At 38.8% G+C, this 21,049-nt stretch carries 13 protein-coding genes; 4 read left to right on the top strand and 9 right to left on the bottom strand.

What is annotated here, in order from left to right; all coding sequences use genetic code 11:
* Positions 1-149 precede the first annotated feature (149 nt).
* The 7 genes from G622_RS24700 to G622_RS0112645 all read right to left on the bottom strand — a co-directional run bounded on the left by G622_RS24700 (position 150) and on the right by G622_RS0112645 (position 12,710).
* A complete protein-coding gene (locus G622_RS24700; protein ID WP_049945842.1) occupies positions 150-1,775 on the bottom strand; it encodes an alpha/beta hydrolase in 1,626 nt (541 codons plus the stop codon).
* A gap of 24 nt (positions 1,776-1,799) precedes the next feature.
* Positions 1,800-3,614 carry a hypothetical protein gene (locus G622_RS0112670; protein WP_026511024.1) on the bottom strand — a complete coding sequence of 605 codons (1,815 nt, stop codon included), beginning with the start codon at positions 3,612-3,614 and terminating at the stop codon, positions 1,800-1,802.
* Between the two features lie 77 nt (positions 3,615-3,691).
* Entirely contained in the window at positions 3,692-6,727 is a 3,036-nt protein-coding gene (locus tag G622_RS0112665) for a toll/interleukin-1 receptor domain-containing protein (protein WP_026511023.1), read from the bottom strand.
* A gap of 225 nt (positions 6,728-6,952) precedes the next feature.
* Complete coding sequence (locus tag G622_RS0112660) at positions 6,953-8,206, bottom strand: hypothetical protein (protein ID WP_026511022.1); 1,254 nt, start codon at positions 8,204-8,206, stop codon at positions 6,953-6,955.
* 379 nt (positions 8,207-8,585) lie between these two features.
* Positions 8,586-9,740 carry a hypothetical protein gene (locus G622_RS0112655; RefSeq protein ID WP_026511021.1) on the bottom strand — a complete coding sequence of 385 codons (1,155 nt, stop codon included), beginning with the start codon at positions 9,738-9,740 and terminating at the stop codon, positions 8,586-8,588.
* A 493-nt stretch (positions 9,741-10,233) separates the two neighbouring features.
* Positions 10,234-11,751: a hypothetical protein gene (locus tag G622_RS0112650; RefSeq protein WP_026511020.1), complete on the bottom strand. Its 1,518-nt coding sequence runs from the start codon at positions 11,749-11,751 to the stop codon at positions 10,234-10,236.
* 152 nt (positions 11,752-11,903) lie between these two features.
* On the bottom strand, positions 11,904-12,710 hold the full coding sequence (locus G622_RS0112645; RefSeq protein ID WP_026511019.1) for an alpha/beta fold hydrolase: 807 nt from the start codon (positions 12,708-12,710) through the stop codon (positions 11,904-11,906).
* Positions 12,711-12,857: 147 nt separating this feature from the next.
* Between G622_RS0112645 and G622_RS0112640 the strand changes: the two genes are divergently transcribed.
* The gene (locus G622_RS0112640) at positions 12,858-14,300 is read left to right on the top strand and encodes an APC family permease (RefSeq protein ID WP_026511018.1); all 1,443 of its coding nucleotides are present in this window, start codon (positions 12,858-12,860) and stop codon (positions 14,298-14,300) included.
* 11 nt (positions 14,301-14,311) lie between these two features.
* A complete protein-coding gene (locus tag G622_RS0112635; protein ID WP_026511017.1) occupies positions 14,312-15,445 on the top strand; it encodes an SLC13 family permease in 1,134 nt (377 codons plus the stop codon).
* Positions 15,446-15,475: 30 nt separating this feature from the next.
* On the opposite strand, the gene G622_RS0112630 is transcribed toward G622_RS0112635, so the two are convergent.
* Positions 15,476-16,948 carry a hypothetical protein gene (locus G622_RS0112630; protein ID WP_026511016.1) on the bottom strand — a complete coding sequence of 491 codons (1,473 nt, stop codon included), beginning with the start codon at positions 16,946-16,948 and terminating at the stop codon, positions 15,476-15,478.
* Positions 16,948-18,387: an MBOAT family O-acyltransferase gene (locus G622_RS0112625; RefSeq protein WP_026511015.1), complete on the bottom strand. Its 1,440-nt coding sequence runs from the start codon at positions 18,385-18,387 to the stop codon at positions 16,948-16,950. Before G622_RS0112625 ends, G622_RS0112630 begins: the two co-directional genes overlap by 1 nt.
* Positions 18,388-18,476: 89 nt before the next feature.
* Here G622_RS0112625 and G622_RS25770 point away from each other — a divergent pair, with 89 nt between their 5' ends.
* Positions 18,477-18,641, top strand: a complete 165-nt coding sequence (locus G622_RS25770) for a hypothetical protein (RefSeq protein ID WP_155831482.1) — start codon at positions 18,477-18,479, stop codon at positions 18,639-18,641.
* A 213-nt stretch (positions 18,642-18,854) separates the two neighbouring features.
* Positions 18,855-20,915 carry a methyl-accepting chemotaxis protein gene (locus tag G622_RS0112620; RefSeq protein ID WP_044957637.1) on the top strand — a complete coding sequence of 687 codons (2,061 nt, stop codon included), beginning with the start codon at positions 18,855-18,857 and terminating at the stop codon, positions 20,913-20,915.
* The last annotated feature ends 134 nt before the right edge of the window (positions 20,916-21,049 follow it).

Raw genomic sequence — 21,049 nt, 5'->3', positions numbered from 1 at the left:
AAATTATGGAATATAATGATTTTTCACTAATTTTTTACTGTAACCATTATTTATTCCATAAAAAATAATCATCCCGGATAAAAAGCAGCAAAATTTTTGCCACAAAATTCTTTTAGATGAACCAAGATTTTTGTGGCATAGATACATTTTTATTTGTTTAATGAAACAGTTACTTCATCTGCCCATGCAAGGTTAAAATCACCTGTTTCTTTAACTGATTCTTCCATTATCTTTTTATCCGGTTTTAAGTCAACAGTAATTTCTTCATTCGGAGTCTGCACGGTCAAAGGTCTGTCAAAATCCATCATCAGAGGATTTGCTAAAATGGTAATCTCTCCGTTAACGTCATCAATCTCATCCAAATATACTGTATTATTCTCTTTGTCAAAAACCGCTTCAATTACTCCCTGATTCACGGATTTATCTGCCTTTAACCAGTAAAAAGCATTATCGTTTCTACTATCCGCTCTCGTACCGAGATCCCAGATAAATGACTGTGGTAAAGGTTCACGCTGATAGTCGTTCACATAGTGAACCGCATCAGTATCTCTTTCCTCTACAACTTCCATATTCAGGTCGTTTGTCACATACTCAAATAGTTTGTCATCAAGTCCATCCGGAGACTCATAAGACAGCTCTGAGCAGGATGTTTTGCCGGAAACCTCTTCAAGAATATTCATAAAAGCAGATAACCAGTCCTCATCCTCTGCTCTTCTTGCAAATTCTTCCGGATGTTTAAGAACGTGAGGATAAAGCTTTGCCGGATCCTCATCCTGCAGACCATACTCCTCAATAAATTCATCATTTACTACATAATTGTCATTGATTCCATGACCCTGAGGAACATGAACCAGCACTCTGTGAGAATAGCCGAAACCAAAAGCTTCACTATATCCATTAAGAATGTCCTCGAATTCTGCACCACGCAGTGACCTTTTTGCAGAAGCACTGTAGTAGTCCCTTATTCCCACCTGAATCTCTATAGGAAGATTTGATAAATTAAGAAGACTAACATCATTGGGATGGCCGGATGACATATTAACTGCAGCGAATCTGTCTGCCATCCTTGGAGCAACAGCATATACTCCGTCACCTCCTGCAGAAAATCCCAGAAGATAAACCCTGTTGGGATCAGCATTTTCAAGAAGTATCATATCCTCAATAAGCCTGTCATACATAGGATACGAATCTTCCAAAAAATGCATATTCCATACATCTTCCATACCTCTTACAGCTACATAAATTCCATTTTGCACTGAATCGCGATAATAATTCATCATTGCTATCCACTGCTCATTATTTTCCTCAGCTGTTGATTCACCGCCGCCGTGCATAGTGATGTACAAAGGATACATACCTTCATCATCAGGCTCACCTATTATTTCCATGGTATATTGCATCCTGCGACCATTCATTTCAATGGTACAGATATCATAAGGATCACTCTCACCACTTGTAGTTGAAAGTGTCTTAGATACTGGAGTTACTTCCATTTGCCTCACAGGATCTGCCATGGCACTCTCCCTGTAATCATTGAAAACATTGCTCAAATCCCACAGAGCTTCCTGCGTCTTATCTCCATAGTCTTTACTTACAGCAAAACCGGATTCTCCTTCAGAATCTTCCTGACTACTGTTCTCATTCTCATAGTTTTCATTTTCCGTCTGCCAATCTGATTCAGATGCACCTTCACTACTTATTGAAGAACATGCCAAAAGTGCAGATGCACTGGTAAGAGTCACGCCAAGCAATGTGATTTTCTTAATAATATTCATGATAATGATCCCCCTCTTTTTTTGTTAATCTAATAATAGCTTAACCATTGTCACAATATTATCCCTATCCATTTGTTTATAATCAAGATTTTTTCCTGTTACAGAATTTTCAAAACGGGAAAGCTCATCCAGATCGTCCCATGGTATCAAGCACGCATGAATTTTATTAGCATTATCTTTGGTGATTCTGGTGGATTTATCCTGTTTATACTGCTCTTCTCTGGCTTTGATCTCGTCCTCTGTCATGCATCTGTAGCCCATGGAATAGTGAAAAGCGCACCATCTCTCATGTTCAGATTTCGCCAGATTCTCCATACATTCCGGAGTGATTTCTTCAGAGCCTGAAATTCCCAGCCTGCCTATAAGCCCTGATAAATAGTCCGCACTGGCTCTGCAGCTCATTCTGTCAAAGTATGCACAGTCCTTCCACTGCTCATCTGCAGCCTCTGCATCTCCCCTGTAAAAATGATTTATTTCTCTCGCCAGCTGATCGATATTTCTGTCATAAATAATTTCAGGTGCAAAAGTATCGGTTATCTCACAATGCATATCTTCCTTATAATAAATAACCGAGCCGTCACAGCACTGATAAATAGGTGCCTGACATCCTGCCTTTGATAATATCTCATGTATTCCATATGCCATATCGCGACCTGCGGATTCATTACCAACTGTGATGTATATGCTTGTAAGATTAGCCGCATTTTCTTTTACATAATCAGTGAGCTGAGAGCTCCTGCCGTCATAAGGCATAAAAGAAATATCATAATTTTCCAGCATCGCTTCATAGCGGACTCTGTAAAAACCGTCCTTTTTATGAACATTAGGATCAAAAACGCAAACCTTGAACTCGCTTCCTTCAAACTGGCCACCTGAGACAATTCTTCTAAGAAGCTCCTGCCCTACATGTCCAAAACCTATGATAAGGGCGCTCACATCTCTTTCAGCTTTTGCCTTTGAATTAAAGGGAATCGTGTTACATACAGGATATTTCCTAAGAAGAATTCTAGCTGTAAGCTCCGGGGAATTAAAAGCAAAAACACTTCCATAACCATAGGTGTTCCCCAACGCCTGAAAATAATTATTCTCTATATCCTCCCTGCCAAAAAGTACAAGCTCAGTCTGAACCGGGCTGATTCCGAATTCCTGAAGGCATTTCATCATCTTTGAAGCATAATCAAAATTCGCATCTTCATTGACTGACAGTGCACTTATGCGGATTTTCCCTTTATATCTCTTAAGAGATAATCTTTTCAAAAACTTTTTCGTAGGCTTTTTCGCATCATTATCAGAAAAACAGATTCCTCCCATGCATCTGATAGTTGATTCATACCCTGCTCCGTTTCCAACAAATACCACGGAGGCCTTGTCATTTTTTACAAGTTCTCTTCCTGTATTTATGGTATGCTCATTGATACCATAGATGATTTCAATGTCATGAATCTTCAGGAAAAATATACGCATTTTCCTAAGTACGTTATCACCGATAAGAAGAATGACTGCGCTTACCAGTGAATAGTAAGCAAAGAAGTGTATGAGCCAGTAAAAAACCGAAAGTCCCGGATTTATACCGACAGCATTTTTGAACTTCTCAAAATTATCGCCACCTGTATTACCAAACATTTTTCCAAGGTCAACAACAGTCCTCAGAACAGCGCTCAGAGGCTCAGCACCGTATATAAACGAATTTATAGAGCCGTATATAAATAGTCCGCCTATAATAGCTATGAAAAAAGCTATCTGTGTCCATTTTGCTATATGTTCACTATCTATCGCAAGCCACAATGCTATTGCAAAAAAGATTGCAGCCGAAATCAGAATTATCAAAATACTTTCCATTAAAATTCTTCCTTTATTGATACCATATCTTTTATTGTTAACTTTTTTCAGCCAGATAAGTACATTACATATAAAACTTAATTAATGTTGTATTTAACCTTTTTCTCAGCACTGAGTACTGCTCCTGCAAACTGCTTCTTTGCTTCCTCTATCAGCTGCTTATAGTTCTTATACTGAGTGCATTTCAAATCCATCCTGTCACTGCTTATAAGTATGGAATCATCATCAGTAAAATATGCCATTCCTCTATCAATATCAGCTACGCAGCCATAGGTATCCGTTTCATACAAAAGCATTCCATATCCTGAGCAGACAGCCATTAGCTTACTGTCTTCATCACAGACAATACATCTTACCTTTACGCCCGTATCAACAGAATTTACAATTTCCCTGCTGTCCATATCCCATATGCGAACCTTATAATCATCGCCCTGCATCACAAGATGTTTATTGTCGCTTGTAAATGAAACATATGCCTGGTAATAAGCATCCATAGGAATAACTTCAACTGTTGCAAGACTTTTAATATCAACAATTCTTACATTTCCATCCATGCATGTAATGGCAAGATACTTTCCATCGGGACTAAGCGTCATATAGTTCATGTTAGAGCTGTTTATCACCATTCGAAGGTTGTCATCACCAAGAATTGTATTCTCACCTGTAGCAATCTCTGTTTTATAAAGTGTTTTTCCTCCCTCGATTATATAGACGGTGTTTTTATCTGCCGCAGGAATCGCAGCTCCTATCTGATTCTCTGTTTCAATAAGTGCAAGCTTTTCCTTCTTCTCCAGATCAAGAATCAGCAGTTTCCTACCACTCCATATAGCAGCAGTATTGCCATCAGCAGATAAATTCACATCAAAAAAATTAATGTCAAAGTCATAATCCTGAAGACGGTATTCCTCAGCACTCTTTGATGTAAGATCGATTTTTACAATAATTCCGCTATCGTATATAAATGCTGCATTGCCTCTGAAAACAACATTCTTAATCGAATCACCCTGATCATAGGAATAAATCACATTTCCTTCTCTGTCATAGATAGAGACTTTACCATATTCCCTACTGGCGCCCATAGCCAGATATTTTGAATCGTCTGATACGGAAAATACTTTCATATCATCATTAAAAACCATAAACTCTTTTGCATCAGGAGCTTCATGCCATGACAGAACATGTACATCAGGAGATGAAAAAGAATTAAAGGCAAGTCCATGTTGCAAGACTACTGCTTCTCTGACGGAAGCATTTGTTTCAAAACTGAATTCTGAATGAATTTTGCCTGTAGAAAAATCTACAAAATCAATGTTTCCCTGATTATATCCAACTCTTCCATAGGGCACTCCAACAGAAAGAGCAAGCATGGTTGCATCTCCGGGAAGATTGAACTCTGCCTTTATCTCACCTGTAGATTCATCTATAGTAAAAGCATCTGATTCAACTGTAACTACTATATCTGAATTCGTAACTCCGTCTTTTTCATACTGGTGTGCTTTGACTATAGCAACAAAACTCAGTATATTGCTGGCATCAGCATCAAGATCTCTTGACCACACTAAATTGCCATTTTTATCAATCAAATCCAGAACCGTATGGGTCAGTCCATTATGCAAAATATCTCCATTACATGATAAAACCGCATAGTTTCCATTATCAGTAATGCCAAAATCAAGGCTGAAACCTTCAGACAATTTTGTATCAGTTTTTGTGCCATCCCCGATATTTATCAGTGAAAAATAATTATCAGCATTTTCATCATCACTGTAATGCTGTGCTGCATAAATTCCTTTATCAGCAATATACTTTCCACCCTTTTTAAAGGTAATTCCTGTGGATTCTTCGATAGTTTTCTGTACCTCACCTGAACCTGCATCAAGTATTAAAATTGAATTATGGCAAACGAGAATCACCTTATTGCTATCTTCACAGACTTCACATTCCACAACCATATCATCCGTTTCCTTCGAATATATGACATTCCCATCATAGTCATACTTGGTGAGCGCATAGTCTGTGTTTATATAAACGCCTGAAGCGTCAGCATCTGCCGTATTTACATTTTCATAATAATTGAATTCATTAACACTTGGTTCAATGGTAGTCTTAAGCGTCCAGTTCTCTGTATCCCATACGTACACCTTGTTCCCTTTATCAAAGGTTACGAGTAATCTTGCATCATCTGACCTTTTCATAAATGCCAAAGGCAAACTGTGTGTCAGATTTCTGTCAAAAGATAAATCATTGCCGCTGTCATAGGCATAAAGTGCTTTTGAAAGTGCGTATTCAGCTTCAGGAACATAAGGTCTGTCATTTTCTTCCGAAGGCAGTCCCTCCATAGCAACAAGAACAGCATCTTCTCTGTTTCCCTGATCAAAGAGTGAAAGTGATTCCTCTGCATAGAATCTGGACTGATTTTCCTGCTTACCCTTATATTGGACAGTTATTTCATCAGCAAGTCTGCTCTTCTCATCAGCAAGCTGCTTCATCTTAGAAGCGACTCCGGCATTATAAATACCAAATGCCATACCCGAAACGGCAATAACCGCTGCGGCTGATGACGCAAGAGTTATGGTCTTCCTTATCATCCTCTCTCTGTGGCGCTGCCTGAGTTCATCATAGGTACAGCCAATAACCGGAGCAGCCAGGCGAAGAAGCTCCGTCTTATACTTAGAGTTTCGCTCTTTTTTGTCAGCACCTCTTACATCTGCAGCAAGAGGCTCTACAGGATTACCTTCCTCATCAGTAAGAAGCTGCGGAGGAAAAGATTCTGATGGCTCTCCCTCTATCAGAACAGCAAGTACATGATTCCTGTCATGCATCTTTATGAAATTTTCAATTTCCTTACAAACCCAATAGGATTCAGGTGTTCGTGGAGAACAAATGACAATCAGATATTTAGATTCGGCGAGAGCGCCTGAAATATTGTCATCAAGATCACTTCCAATGGGCAATTCTTCCTGGTCTCTGAAGACCCTGCCCATCTTCTTTTTTCCTGTCTTTTTCTGCACAGAAGCCGGTATCTTATAAGTTTCAAGCCCTGTGTGAATTCTCTTTGCAACCTCCATATCAAGAGGTGCATGTCTGTAGCTTATAAATGCATCATATCTCATCCCCAAAAAACTCCCTTTTCATATTTCCCCTCAAATAGATTTAATATCCAAGAATAGATAATGATTTTAAATCCAGGTCTTAGTTTACTATTTATGGAAGTTTTATTCAATTGCTGTATTGGCAAAATCGGATGCAGCAATTGGCTGCATTAGTATATAATCCTGAATACAAAAAATCCTCCGAAAAATGATTTCCGGAGGATTTATCGCTATAAACTAATTAAATTAGTTCTTAGATGTTCTGTATGTAATATCAAAGTAGCTTGTTCCAAATGTCTTAGTGATCTTGTTCTGGTAAACAACAATAATTCTTGTGTCCTCAGCCATGTTGCTCTGTGAAGAACGAACTGTTGAATACTCAAGACCATCATCATTTCTTGTGTATGTGTACTCATCCTTAATAGGTGTTGTATCAAGTGTGATCTTCTTGTTATTACCTACAACCTGTACTGTATCTTCTGAGTAGTTATTCTCATTTATACCATAGATTGTATCAAGTGTATCACCATCACCATTAAGGTCAATACCTGTAGTCTTCTGTCTTGCTGTCTGAGATTTTGACCAACTGTATGAATATGAATAATACTTGCTGCTGTATGAATGAGAATCTGCATCTGTCTTTACCTCGTAAGGTGTACTCTTAATAACAAATGCTTTAACAAACTTATAGTTCTTACCCATAGTAGCCTTGAACTTACCGGACTTCTTGGTTACATAGTTGATACCAGCTTTATTAGAGGTATTTGTATACCATGTATTTGCATTAGTTGCATTTCTGTCATTATCACGAGTAAGCTTCTTACCTGCATATGAAACAGCCTTAAATACTCTTGCATCATCAGATACTGTAACATTTACCTTAGTCTTCTTGCCTGATACAGTGTACTCAATCTTAGCCTTACCAGGCTTCTTACCAAAGATACGATATGTATAATTGGTATCTACACGCTTCCAAGCCTTCAACTGCTCATCTGTAGGATAACTTTCAGAAGTAGCAATTACTTCTTTTGTGTTATCACTCTTCTTAAAATATACTTCCTTAGTCTTTGAGTCATAGCTGGGATATACTGTAGTCTCATATTTGTAGGACTGCTTAATTGAAATATTAGCCTTACCGCTCTTGATTTTTACGCTGTCAAGTGTCTGTCCAACCTCAGGATTGATAGAAAGGCCATAATAGCTATCAGTACCAACCTCAATCTTCTTCACGTCCTGAACATATTGTTTTGCAGCACGTTCTGCATCAGCATTATTTGTGCTTGCATCATAAGCAGCACCTGTAATTCTGTTTCTGTAAATGGTTCCTGTTACGTTCTCTTTTACAGTACCATTCTCAATAGAAGAAGTACCCTGACGATCTACGTCATAAACCTGCTCAGCTGTACTGTAAACAGCTGCTCTAGCGCTGCCGGGCACTGCAAGTGAAATAATCATTGCTGTAGCAAGTGCCATTGCTCCAATTCTTTTGATTCCCTTCATGTGAATCCTCCTCCAACAAAATAATTGGTCACCCTCTTTTTTTTGATAATTGAACAAGTCCAATTACCCGTGACAATTACAAAATATACACCTATTTCAATTGTTATTCAACTCTTTTTCAGAAAATTACAACCGTTTATCCTGTTGAAGAAATTATTTATTTTCTTTCTACTTTCTTTGTTTTAACAGTTATTTGAGGTTTATATATCTATTCTTCGAAATTTTTAATTTCTTTCTACATTGGGAATCATTTTCAAATTTTATGCCCTGCCACAGAGTTTTTTTGTTTTCATTATTGCGATAAAACCATTATGAATTGCATAGAAAATGTCCTCCATCCAGAATTGGACGGAGGGCATATAAACATCTAAAATATATCTTATTTTATAAGACGTCTTGTAATAGTTGTGTTGAATCTGTAAAGCTTATTTGTGCTCTTATCAACAAAATAAATATAAATAGGTGTTGAAGAAGAATAGCCCTCTCTAGAATACAAATGTTCATAAGGTTCTTCCCCGGTCTTTCCATATTTTGAATAGCCATAACTACTAGGTGTTGTACTAAGCGCAAGCTTGAAGCTCTTTGATGCTCCGCGGTCAGTCCAGGTATAGTAATTTGAGAAGGTACCAAAATCACTCTTGAACTCACTCTTAATCTGCTCTGCATCTTCTCCATAATAAGGTGCCGTCACATCATCAGGTTTTACAACATATCCATTCTCTGTACCTGTAATAACCTTTACAAGCTTATAGCCCTTATTCATCTTGATTTTAACTTTTCCAGACTTCTTTGTCGTAGTGTTACTAACATATTTAATTCCAAGAGCATTTGCATTTGTAGCACCAATATAACGATCATGAATAAGAGATTTACCTGCAAAAGTTACGGATGCAAAAGGAGCAACCTCCTTTGCAGTTACCTTAATTTTAACAGTTTCTGTTTTATTTCCTGTATTGTCATACACATCATAAGATATTGTAGCTTTGCCTTCCTTCGAAGCCTTCAACGTAATATGATATCTGCCTTCTGATGCATTAGGTGCTGCATCCTTGTTTGCAACTATAGTCTTTTTGCCTGATACACCATCATAGTAATAATACTGTCCATTTTCTTCATGTACAGATATCTTATCAGTTGTTGTATATTTACTAAAATTCTTACTGAGATTAGCTTTTATAACCTTTTTATTTGAGGACTTCACATTTCTGATCTCGCAATTTCCATTGCCTAAATATACATGAAGAGTCTGCCAATCATTTACCTCAATTTGCATCTTCTTAGGAGCAGTATAATCAATCAAATCTGCACTCTCAGCAGCAGTAGCTCCAGTAGTGATATCTGTATAGGAGACAACCTTACCTGATGCATCTTTATTCTCCTTGATTTGATCTACTTCAGAAATACCAGAATACCTTTGTGAAAAACTAGGTCCTGCCGCTTCCTGATAAGCTGCATTAGCGTTAACAGGAGCGATAAGCGTAAGTGACAAAGCTGCTGCAAGAGCCATTGCTCCAAATTTTCTTAATCCCTTCATAAAGAGACCCTCCTTCATAAAAATTCTTTCTACGGTATATCGAACCGCGTTGCCGTGACTATACTGATTTTAGCACTCTATAAAAAGCTGTCAAGGCGCTCAAATACTGGCTTTATAGAGTTTTTATAAACTTTATTAAATGTTTATAATTTCGATAAATATATAAAACAAGACAATAGCTGCATTTGCGCATATTATTTAGCAATCATATTACTCGCCGCATATGCAATATTTTATAATTATTATATTTTGATAATCATGGCTCGCACTAAGCTCGTAAAATACCTCGCTAAGTTGCTCTGCTCTGGAAGCTCCACTAAATTCGACAATACCTCATTAAGTGGACTTCCATGGCTCGCACTAAGCTCGTGAAATACCTCGCTAAGTGCTCTGCTCAAAAAAAGAACTGCCACACAGGACTTTTCATCCCATGTGACAGTTTTGTGTTCACTCATATTACCTGACTAATATCTTAAGTAAGGAATTTACTCCATTACTTCTTTACTGTACGATAAATAGTCCTCTCAATTGTGTGATATTCCTGAGCAAGTGTGTCGTATACAACTACCTTGATTACTGTAGGAGCAACTAAATCATATCCCTTATTAGTAAACTTTTCAGAAACAGCATTTCCGGCTACGTTTTTATCATATATATTTTTACCATTATCCCTTGTTCTTGAATTCACCTCATAGGAATGTGTCTGATCAACGCCAACCTTGCTGAGCTTAATCTTTTTGCCGGACTTAACTGTTGTAAACTTATATCTGGCATTGGATTCACTTACACCATCTATAGTATCATCAGTATCGCCATCACCATTTAAATCGATACCGGCATCTACAGCATTTCCGGATATATTACTGTATGTATAGCCATAATTCCCATGACCTTTCTTAGCCGCAATTTCTGAAGTATAAGGAGTAAGTCCAATTGTACCAACCTTAATCTCAACTACCTTATATTTCTTATTTGCTTTTACAACAAGCTTCCCACTGTTAGCAGATGAAACATTATAGTCTGTATCTGATGATTTCTTTCCATACCAGAAATTCTTAGGATTACTATAATCACCAAGAAGAGACTTTCCGGCAAATGTAAATGTCTTAAGCATATCCTGATCAGATACTACATAAACTGTAGTCTCAACTTTACCTGTAACCGTACCCTGCTCATTTACAATATCAAATGAAAGCTTGGAGCTTCCGGTCTTAACAGGTGTGAGTTTGATATATACTGTTGCATGAGATCTGGTTGCCGCCAAAAATTTAGGATCCTTCGTATAATCATCTGCAAGAACAACCTTCTCACCTGCACTTGTGTAGAAATAATGTACTGTTTTTCCTCCAACAACCTCACTCTTTACTCTCACATTATCGTTTGAAGTAAGTACTAAGTCTTTCTTTTCAAATCGCTTAGCCTTAAGAATCTTTTTCTTGGAAGACTTAACATTGGTTATGTTAATATCTCCGTTTATAAGTGGAACTGAAAGATATGTTGTCTCACCTGCAGCAATTCTGATACCAGATACGAATTTCTGCATTGCAGCTTCGTCATTAACATAAACATCATCTTCTTTTACGCTTGTCTTACCGGTAGTTGGGTTAATATACACTCTTTGAGTTACAGTATACTTTACATTATCCGTATCATCAGAGTACGTGGATATATTATCAATATTAAACTGATATCCATCCTTATAGTAATAGGTGCTATAGCCCTCCCCATCATAAAGATATATTGAATTTTCAAATTCACCTACTTCAGTAGCACTGAGCCAGCCACCTGCAAGACCAGCCTTTACAACAGCAGCCTGAACTGCATCTCTCTCGCCCGACTGAGTAAATATCGACTTTACATCTTCATCAACACGTAAAGTGTTAGTACCGACCTTGTCAAGATTTACTGTTGCACTGGGTTTTGATGCTGCCAAGGCAGTAGACGGGGTTAGAAAAGTTACAGATAGTGCAAGAGCAAGCGCAGTTGCACCGAGTTTTGATACTTTTAACATATCAATACCTCCTCCAGAAAAATTAGACGGTTTTTAGAAAACCAATTAATCGTGACATTCTAATTCTAACACCCTGTAATCTTTTGTCAATCTGTGAAACTTCTGACATTTTCTGCGTTTTCAGACACTTGATATTCTGTTTTATATTTCGTTTATGTGTTTGAACTTCCCTTCAAAAACTTATATATTCTCCCGGTACAGTCAGGTGCTTCATCATAGAATGCGTGTCCATAATCCTTATAGATATAGGACTCACAATTAAGTTCTCTTGCCAGTTCCAAAGTGGGTTCCATGCCAAAAACCTCATCCTTGTCTGCGCCAAGAACCAGGACTCTGCTTTTTATGTTCTTAATCTTGTCAGAGATATCCATGTCACTAAGATCTGAAGCTATTGTTATGAATCTCTTCAGCTCTTCATCCGTCACCGTTTCGGCTATTTTCAAAAAGGCATCATGATATTTTGAAGCATATTCTCTGGTATAGCACTTATCGGCAAAATCCAGCATCAGTGCCTGCTTATCTCCACTCTTTGCAAGACTTATCCATTTTTTAATTACAGCCAGTGATTTATCATTTGCATGGGCGCTGCTGGACGCAATTATAAGATTACTGATAAGATCAGGATATTTTAATGCCATATGCATTGATATCATGCCGCCTTGAGAAGTACTGATTATACTTATTTTGGACAGACCAAGCTTTTTAATGACCTCAGCTGTATCCACAGCCATTTCTTCGATAGAATAAACTTCCGGTAAATTCTGTCTTCTGTCCATTACATATACGTCATATTCGTCCACAAAAATACTGTAGGCAACTTCAATAAATTCTGCAGATTCCATAACACTCTTAATTGATAAGCCGGGGATTATGACCAATGGACTTCCGCCTTGTTTCCCAAATCTGAAGTAATTCATGGTGACGTTTTCAGTCTTAATTGTTTCAATATTTATAGCCATAAAAACCTCCTTTTTTCCATTAATGTAAGCCTACACAGTCCCCTAAAAAAGACGTGACTTTTACGCTTTTATGTATTAAAATATAAAAGTTGCGCTTAAAGCGAATCTATTTTAAAATTTCAGTTTTTTTAGGAGGTATTAGAAAAAATGGATTCAAAACGTATGAAATGGAGTACATTGGCGTTCATTGCCTTCTCCACTGTTTGGGGATTTGGAAACGTTCTTAACGGCTTCGTTTATTTTAATGGTATTCAGGTTATTTTCAGCTGGATACTGATGTTTGCACTTTACTTTATTCCTTATGCACTTATGGTCGGTGAGCTTGGTTCAGCATTCAAGACATCAGGCGGTGGTGTGAGCTCATGGATTTTAAGTACCACAGGTCCCAAGCTTGCTTACTACGCTGGCTGGACATATTGGGCATGCCACATTACTTATATCGCATCCAAGTCATCAGGCGGTCTTAAGGCACTTAGCTGGGCAATTTTCAGAAATGGTGAGACATATGATACATTCCCTACTCTTGCCGTTCAGCTTGTAACCTTTGCAATTCTTCTTATTTTCTGCTGGGTTGCTTCAAGAGGTCTTAATCCTCTTAAAAAGCTCGCAACCATCGCAGGAACAAGCATGTTTGTTATGTCTATTCTCTACATACTTATGATGTTTGCAGCACCTGCCATCAACCCCGGTGCAGGCTTCGTATCAATGGATTTCACCATGAAGAGCCTTGTTCCTCAGTTTGATGTCAAGTATTTCACATCACTTTCAATTCTCGTATTTGCAGTTGGCGGATGTGAAAAGATTTCTCCTTATGTTAATAAGGTAGAGAATCCCAGCAAGGGATTCCCCAGAGCAATGATCACACTTGCAATCATGGTAGTTGTATGTGCGATCCTTGGCACAATTTCAATGGGTATGATGTTTGATCCCGCTGAGATCAATGCTTCAACAGAAAGCTTTAACGCATACAATTCAAACGGAAGCTATTGGGCATTCCAGAAGCTTGGTAACTACTATCATGTTGGTGACAGCCTTCTTATCATCTACGCTGTATGCAACATGATCGGTCAGCTCTCAACACTTGTACTTAGTATCGATGCTCCTCTTCGCATGCTTCTTGATAACGAGGATGCAAGAGAGTTCATTCCTTCAGGTCTTCTTAAGAAGAATGATGCAGGTGCTTATGTAAATGGTATTAAGATGGTAGCGGTTCTTTCAGGATCCATCATCCTTATCCAGTCATTTGTACCCGGTGCAGCAGCAGTTCTTAAACAGCTTACAAAGCTCAACTCTGTATGCATGCCTCTTCGTTACCTTTGGGTATTCTTCGCTTACATGGCACTTCGCAAGGCAGGCGATAAGTTCCCTGCAGAGTACCGTTTCGTGAAGAATCAGGGTGTTGCATTGTTCTTTGGTGCATGGTGCTTTATCGTAACTGCAGCAAGCTGCATCCTTGGTATGTATGATGCTGATCCGTTTACTTTTGCACTTAATGTAATAACACCTCTTGTTCTTACAGGACTTGGAGTAATCCTTCCTATCATTGCCAAGAGAGAGAAGTCAGGAGAGTCTGCTAAAAAGGCAGCTTAAAGGATACCAGCATGAAGAACTTTTTAAGAAAGATCAAATCAGATCCGGTACTTATGGCAGCATGGATACTTGCGATCATATCTTCAGTATTAGTAAGACCTGATAGTAAATATCTCTCTTACATAGATTTCAGATCCCTTGGTATTCTCTGGGGTCTCATGATTGTAATTCAGGGTTTTAGAGAAAATTCCATATTTGAAAAGATTGGAGAGATCCTTCTTAAGAAAGTACAGACGGGACGGCAGCTAGCTGCCGTCCTTATCCTTATGTGCTTTTTGGGAAGTATGTTCATCACCAATGATGTGGCACTTATAACATTTGTTCCCTTTGCTCTTATGACTCTGCACAGCTGCAGGCGTGAGGATATGATGATACCGGTGATAGTTCTGCAGACAGTTGCTGCCAATCTTGGTAGTATGCTGACTCCCATCGGTAATCCGCAAAATCTCTATCTGTACGGACTTACAGGAATGACACTTCCGGATTTTGTAGTATGTATGCTGCCCTACAGCCTGTTCTCTCTCCTGCTTCTTATGATTTCACTTCTTTTCATAAAAAACGGAGCAAGCGCCCTGAAGGAAAGAAGCGATAATTACCAGATAGTAAAGAGCTTTGGAAGTAAGAAGCAGGTAATTGTCTACAGCATTCTTTTTATCATAGCTCTTATAACCGTACTAAGAGTAATCCCCTGGTATGTGATGGCATTGATAATCCTTGCCACAGTTGCCGTTATGGATGGAAAGATACTTCTGAGAGCCGATTATATTCTTCTGCTTACATTTATAGGATTTTTCATTTTTACGGGAAATATGGGACGAATCCCTGCCGTAAGTGATTTTCTCATGAGTGTAGCCTCCGGAAGGGAGTATCTGATTTCAATCATTGCAAGCCAGTTTATCAGTAACGTTCCTGCAACACTTATGTTATCAGGTTTTGTTACAAACTATAAAGAGCTCCTCATCGGCGTCAATATCGGCGGACTCGGAACTCTTATTGCTTCCATGGCAAGTCTTATATCATTTAAAGCTTACGGCAATGATTACAAAGATAATAAAGGAAAATATATCCTCGTATTCACTATTGTGAACGTAGTATTTTTGCTTGCGCTTTCATGTTTTAAATATTTTTTGACAATAATTCTCTAAGAATTATGAGGTTCCTGCGTAGATAGCTTTCTACTGCCTGTACAAAGTTCCTACGTAGGTAGCCTTATCTATTACTCTCCAGGTATCATTACAGTAAACTACAATGTTTACCCCATCGCAGTGAGGCGAGTAATCTTCGTTATCTATTATTATCTGGCTGTAGCCATCTGACTCACTTCCATTAGACATAATTACATAATCGACTTTAGAATTTCTGATACTTCCTATATTTCTGACTTCCTCTGAATCAGTAACCTGTTCTATCTTATCGCCGTTTTTTATTGCATAGTATCCGTTTCCTACAGGAATATCCAGTTCAAACCCGTGACCTGCAAAGGCATTTACAGCCTCTTCATCAAGATACTCGGATATATCAGACTGCCCTGCCAAAAATACTGTGTACCTGGGGCTATTCAGCATTTCCAGATATTTTTCCAAATCGCTGATATTCTGAAGCTCGCAGTCTCCAAGTGTCTGCTGATAATAGTCCTCCGTACTGTCCCACTGCTCATCTTTAACACCTGCAATGTCATATTCATCAGCCAGTAGCACTCCCATATATTTTGAAAGCTTTCTTGCTCCCCAGATATTGCAATGCCAGTCATCGCTCATGTTCTTTTTCCATTTAAACTTGGCAGCTTCATAATAGGCGCTCTCGTTAAAATCGATAAAGTCCAGACCATTATCCGTAGCATATTCTGCCACGGTATTATGCTTTGAGGTATCCCAACCGGTTGTAGGCGTTTTAGTAAGAATCAGCTCTATTCCCTTTTCATCGCACAGCGAAACAATCCTGTCCAGATATTCTGCCATGAGTGGATGTGTATCTGCCATCATTTCGTGATCATACTCCAGATACGGCTCATAATCAGGATACACACCACCACGCTTTGCAAGAGGCGCATACCCTTTAAGCTCATAATGATTCTCAAGAGTTATGAATTCAAAATCTGTCTCAGAAAGATTCATCCATCTGGTATGGAACCTTTCATTAGTAAAAAGGTAACTGTTTATCGTCTGACTTTCATCATATTTACATATATCGTTTATGGCTTCCCACTTTACCTCTGACCAGTTCATAGCATCAATTGCCATTCTAGTGAAGGCTTCCGAAGTATTGAGCGGGTCCTTTGGGCTAAAATCAAACAACATATAAAGCTCCACAACCACTGTCTTAGGAGTCTGATAGCGCAATGCTTCCTTTAACCAATAATAAGAAACAAGGAGGTTTTGCTGCTCACAGGCGAGGTTATAACTTCTTATCCCGTTATTGTCGTAGATAACCTGGGGTGTAAATGCCGCTCCACCATGGCTGCTTCCGAGAAACAATACGTCTATGGAATTCTTTTTCATTTTATAAAAGCCTCTGAAGGTTGAGGTTGTGGACCAGGAATCCTCAAAATACTTCTTGGGCGTGATCATGTAGTTGATCATAACTGTCACGGTAATAAGTATCAGGGTGAACACCACTGCCCTTACTCCGAATTTTAAATGCTTTTTCATTAAAAGCCTCCATATATAAAATCCTGGGCATCAAAGCCATAACCATAGGTTCCAAAGAGAAGAACACAAATGATGGCCACGATATATATTCCCCACCTTATTAAAAGCGGCTGGGTATATATCTTCTCCCCAAGAGATTTTCCCATTTCCTGATACTTTCCAACTTTTCTTAGAATGTAGACCGAAACGATGAGCACTACCACTTCTTTCCAGTCAAGCCCGAGTGTAAATATTCTGTCGTTAAAAAGAACCCAGGGATTAAAGTCTGTAAACATGTGCAATAAAAGCTTTGCACCGTCTCCAAGAGAATTCGCTCTGAAAATAATCCAGGCAAAATTCACCAGTAAAAAAGTACCTGCTATCTTGATCCATCGCTTTTTGTTGGATTCAGCACTGATACCGCAAAATGTGTACGCCTTTTCACGGGCTTTATAGGTAAATTCACCTATTATCTGATAAAGCGCATGCATAAGTCCCCATGCAAGAAATTTGAGTCCTGCTCCATGCCACATTCCGCTTATAAGAAATGTCACGACTAGATTTATATATTTCCTTGTTTTTCCTTTTCTGTTTCCGCCAAGAGGAATATAAATGTAGTCCCTAAGCCACTCACTGAGGGAAATATGCCATCTTCTCCAGAAATCCTTGATGGAGGTTGAAAAATACGGACGCTTAAAGTTATTTACAAGCTCTATTCCGAACATTCGTGATACGCCCCTTGCCAGGGTTGTGCAGGCAAGAAAGTCCGCATAAAGCTGAATACTGTATAAAAAGGATGCTACCCAAATGTATGCTCCGGAATAGGCCGGGAAGTTATCAAACACTGTATTTACAATGACTGCTGCCTTGTCTGCGATCACAAGCTTTAGGAAAAATCCCCATATTACCAGCTGAAAGCCTTTGACAAAGTTCTTTTCATCAAAAAGATGTCCCTCTGTCAGCTGAGGATGGAGCTGTCCGAATCTGGGTATCGGCCCCTGTATGACCTGTGGGAAAAAGCTTGTAAACAGAATATACTTGGCGATATTTTTTTCAGGCTTAATCTTTTCCATATAAACATCAGCCAGATAAGCGATGAGCTGAAGCGTGTAAAACGATATTCCGAGTGGAGTTACCAGGTTTATCGGATCTTTTTTCATGATAGCTTCAAGGACAAAGTTAGAATTCTTGATAAGAAGCCATGGAATTGTCACAAGAATAATACCTGCTATAAAGGTAGATTTCCTTGCACCATCTTGAAGCTTTGCCATCACGTTGGCGTCTATGTAACTTATAATTATTGTTCCAAGGAAAATCCAGATACCTGCCTTATAAAAAAAGGCATAGAATACAACGTTTGCAGCAAGTAGTGCTACCCACCTATGCCTTACAGGAAAGACATAATAAAGAACCAGTGCCGCAAGCACCAGCAAGTAATAATTTAGAGATATGTAAATCATACTTCAAAATCACCCCATAAACTTTTCTAAACTTCCTGCTGATTATAACAAGTTTCTGCATGGCCGGGCAACACCTCAATGGGAGTTGAATGGCAGATATCGAACCTATCGTTCCTGAACGCATTAAGGAAACGTGTTCAAGAATCATGCCATCGGCAGGACACGCCCGTCGCGATGCGAGAACCTGGTCCAATACAACTATAGAATGTCCGAGGAAATTCAAAAAGGGTGCTCCAAAAAGGCATTATGCGTAAAATAGACGCTTGCATTAATAAATAGGTAATAAATTAATTGGAAAAAATTATATTTTTTTATTTTACGTAAATATATTGTTCATATGAAGTACAACATATTCCTATATGATAAACAGTGGTATTGCATAGGAATTTTGCGGACTGTTTCTGCTTCGCCCGCAAAAAGTTTTTTTTCATCAGTTCACGGAAATCATATAGGAGGTTAATTTCATTATGAGTAGTGTAGGTAATTCCGAGAAAAAGGGTGCCGTAAAGGCTATAAGCGTAAGACTATCAGTTATGTTCGTCATCTTACTTATCATTAGTATTCTGGTCACCCAGATAATTGTAGTCAGTATGGGTTATGGTCTTATAAAGGATCTGATCAATTCCACACTGACAAACAAAGTTTCAAGTGATGCAGGGCAGATCAATAAAGACATGAACTCAACATTCTATTATCTAAACGGTGTGGCAGATGCTGTAGAGCAGAATCAATATGCAAGCAATGAAGAACTTGCTGAATATATGGCAGGAACCGTTGGCAGATATGCAATGCTTCCAACAGGAGCTTACATTGCTTTGAACGATGAGACTTTCATTTATCCCAGTGCACCTGACTTTCAGATGGATGCAATAACGGAAAAGAGCTGGTACAAACAGGCGATGGGCTACGACAATAGCTGGTTCTATTTCTATGATCAACCATATTTTGACACAGTAACCGGTGAACTGTGCGCTACAGTTATCAGACACATACATTTAAAGGATGGTCGTGAGGGATGCTTTGCAGCTGATTTGTTCCTGGATGATGCCCAGAAAAACCTCAATGATGTTAAACTCTATGAAACCGGTGGCGCTATGATGCTTACAGCTTCCGGACTTATCCTTACATACAGAGATGATCCTTCACTTTGTGGAAAGAATGTCTCCGAATTAGGTGATAACGATTTCCTTACAAAGATTGCCGAAATTGTGGCTTTGGATAATTCCATTGAAAGTGAAAGCAAGACAGGCGAAGTACATGAATTCAAATCCAACGGTCAAAACTATTATGCCGTAACATCTCAGGTAAGCGGCGTTGACTGGAGAGTAATAATCTATGCTAAACAGAGTGAAGTACTGGCAGTTCTCACAAGACTTGTCATCGCACTTATAGTTGTATCAGTTATTTCAATAATTATAGTAATAATCATCATGTCTCAGGTTCTTCAGAGAATGATCAAGAAGCCTGTCACAGCCCTTACAGAAAATATTGAGAAAATTTCCGGCGGTGACTTTACAGTTGATATCACTTCCAATGGTGACGATGAAATTGCCTATATGAACAGGGCAATGGGCGAATTCATTCATGGTATGAAGGATTCACTCACTGAAATAAAAGATGTCTCAGGAAAGCTTATGGGAGATGCCCAGAATTCCAAGAGTACAGCCGAGAACCTCGAAGAAGCTGCCAGCAATCAGTCAGCCAGCATGTCACAGATCAAAGAGAATATCGAGAACATGGCAAATGCTGTTAATGAGGTTGCTGAAAATGCGACTGTACTTGCCCAGACCGTAGCTAATGTTACGGATCAGGAGTCCAGAATTGAGTCTTCGATGAATGAACTGGTAAAGAAAGCAGACAGCGGACAGCATGATATGTCCAGCGTTGCATCCGGTATGTCAGATATCGTATCCTCCATGAAGGATATGGCTGAAGCGGTTAAGAACGTTGACGAAGCTGCTGACAAGATCAATCAGATCATTGATCTTATCAACTCCATTTCTTCACAGACCAATCTCCTGTCTCTTAACGCTTCCATAGAAGCAGCAAGAGCAGGCGAAGCAGGTAAAGGTTTTGCGGTAGTTGCTGCTGAAATAGGTACTCTTGCCCAGAACTCTGCAGATGCAACCAATCAGATTGGCGAGATCATAAAGGATATGTCTCAGAAGGTTCGCATGCTTTCAGAAAAATCAGAGACAAATACTACTCTTATCAACAACAGCGCTGAAACCGTAAACGTAGCTGCTACTACTTTCGAAGAAATCACTCAGGAGCTCTCTGAAGCAAATGATATTCTGTCAGAAATGGCCGAGCAGATGAATAAGGTTAATGATGTTGCCACCAACATGGCTTCAGTATCAGAAGAACAGTCCGCTTCTACCCAGGAAATTGCGGATAATGTTGAAAAGGTAACCGCTGCCGCACAGGGCGTTGCTTCATCTTCAGAAACTGTACTTACCGCTGCTTCATCTGTTTCCGATGCAGTTGATACCATAAATAACAACCTTGAACGCTTCACCATCGGATAATGGAGTAACCTGAAAATTATGTTCTGAGTTGAATTGTTGTTTTTATAATTGACAAAATACTTCAATATTGAAATTCCTTCAAAAAACTTAGATTTTCTTCTGCCACTATCTGCGTTCTGCAATAGTGGCAGAAT

Origin of the sequence: Butyrivibrio sp. LC3010 (assembly GCF_000424385.1) — a bacterium.
GTDB lineage: Bacteria > Bacillota > Clostridia > Lachnospirales > Lachnospiraceae > Butyrivibrio.
Note: the sequence above shows the minus strand (reverse complement) of the source record. Positions and strands in the feature narration are given on the sequence as shown.

What these genes read in the sequence shown, in the direction of transcription:
- G622_RS24700 (WP_049945842.1), bottom strand. Translation starts at nt 1,775, where the DNA reads ATGAATATTATTAAGAAAATCACATTGCTTGGCGTGACTCTTACCAGT.
- G622_RS0112670 (WP_026511024.1), bottom strand. Translation starts at nt 3,614, where the DNA reads ATGGAAAGTATTTTGATAATTCTGATTTCGGCTGCAATCTTTTTTGCA.
- G622_RS0112665 (WP_026511023.1), bottom strand. Translation starts at nt 6,727, where the DNA reads ATGAGATATGATGCATTTATAAGCTACAGACATGCACCTCTTGATATG.
- G622_RS0112660 (WP_026511022.1), bottom strand. Translation starts at nt 8,206, where the DNA reads ATGAAGGGAATCAAAAGAATTGGAGCAATGGCACTTGCTACAGCAATG.
- G622_RS0112655 (WP_026511021.1), bottom strand. Translation starts at nt 9,740, where the DNA reads ATGAAGGGATTAAGAAAATTTGGAGCAATGGCTCTTGCAGCAGCTTTG.
- G622_RS0112650 (WP_026511020.1), bottom strand. Translation starts at nt 11,751, where the DNA reads ATGTTAAAAGTATCAAAACTCGGTGCAACTGCGCTTGCTCTTGCACTA.
- G622_RS0112645 (WP_026511019.1), bottom strand. Translation starts at nt 12,710, where the DNA reads ATGGCTATAAATATTGAAACAATTAAGACTGAAAACGTCACCATGAAT.
- G622_RS0112640 (WP_026511018.1), top strand. Translation starts at nt 12,858, where the DNA reads ATGGATTCAAAACGTATGAAATGGAGTACATTGGCGTTCATTGCCTTC.
- G622_RS0112635 (WP_026511017.1), top strand. Translation starts at nt 14,312, where the DNA reads ATGAAGAACTTTTTAAGAAAGATCAAATCAGATCCGGTACTTATGGCA.
- G622_RS0112630 (WP_026511016.1), bottom strand. Translation starts at nt 16,948, where the DNA reads ATGAAAAAGCATTTAAAATTCGGAGTAAGGGCAGTGGTGTTCACCCTG.
- G622_RS0112625 (WP_026511015.1), bottom strand. Translation starts at nt 18,387, where the DNA reads ATGATTTACATATCTCTAAATTATTACTTGCTGGTGCTTGCGGCACTG.
- G622_RS25770 (WP_155831482.1), top strand. Translation starts at nt 18,477, where the DNA reads ATGGCAGATATCGAACCTATCGTTCCTGAACGCATTAAGGAAACGTGT.
- G622_RS0112620 (WP_044957637.1), top strand. Translation starts at nt 18,855, where the DNA reads ATGAGTAGTGTAGGTAATTCCGAGAAAAAGGGTGCCGTAAAGGCTATA.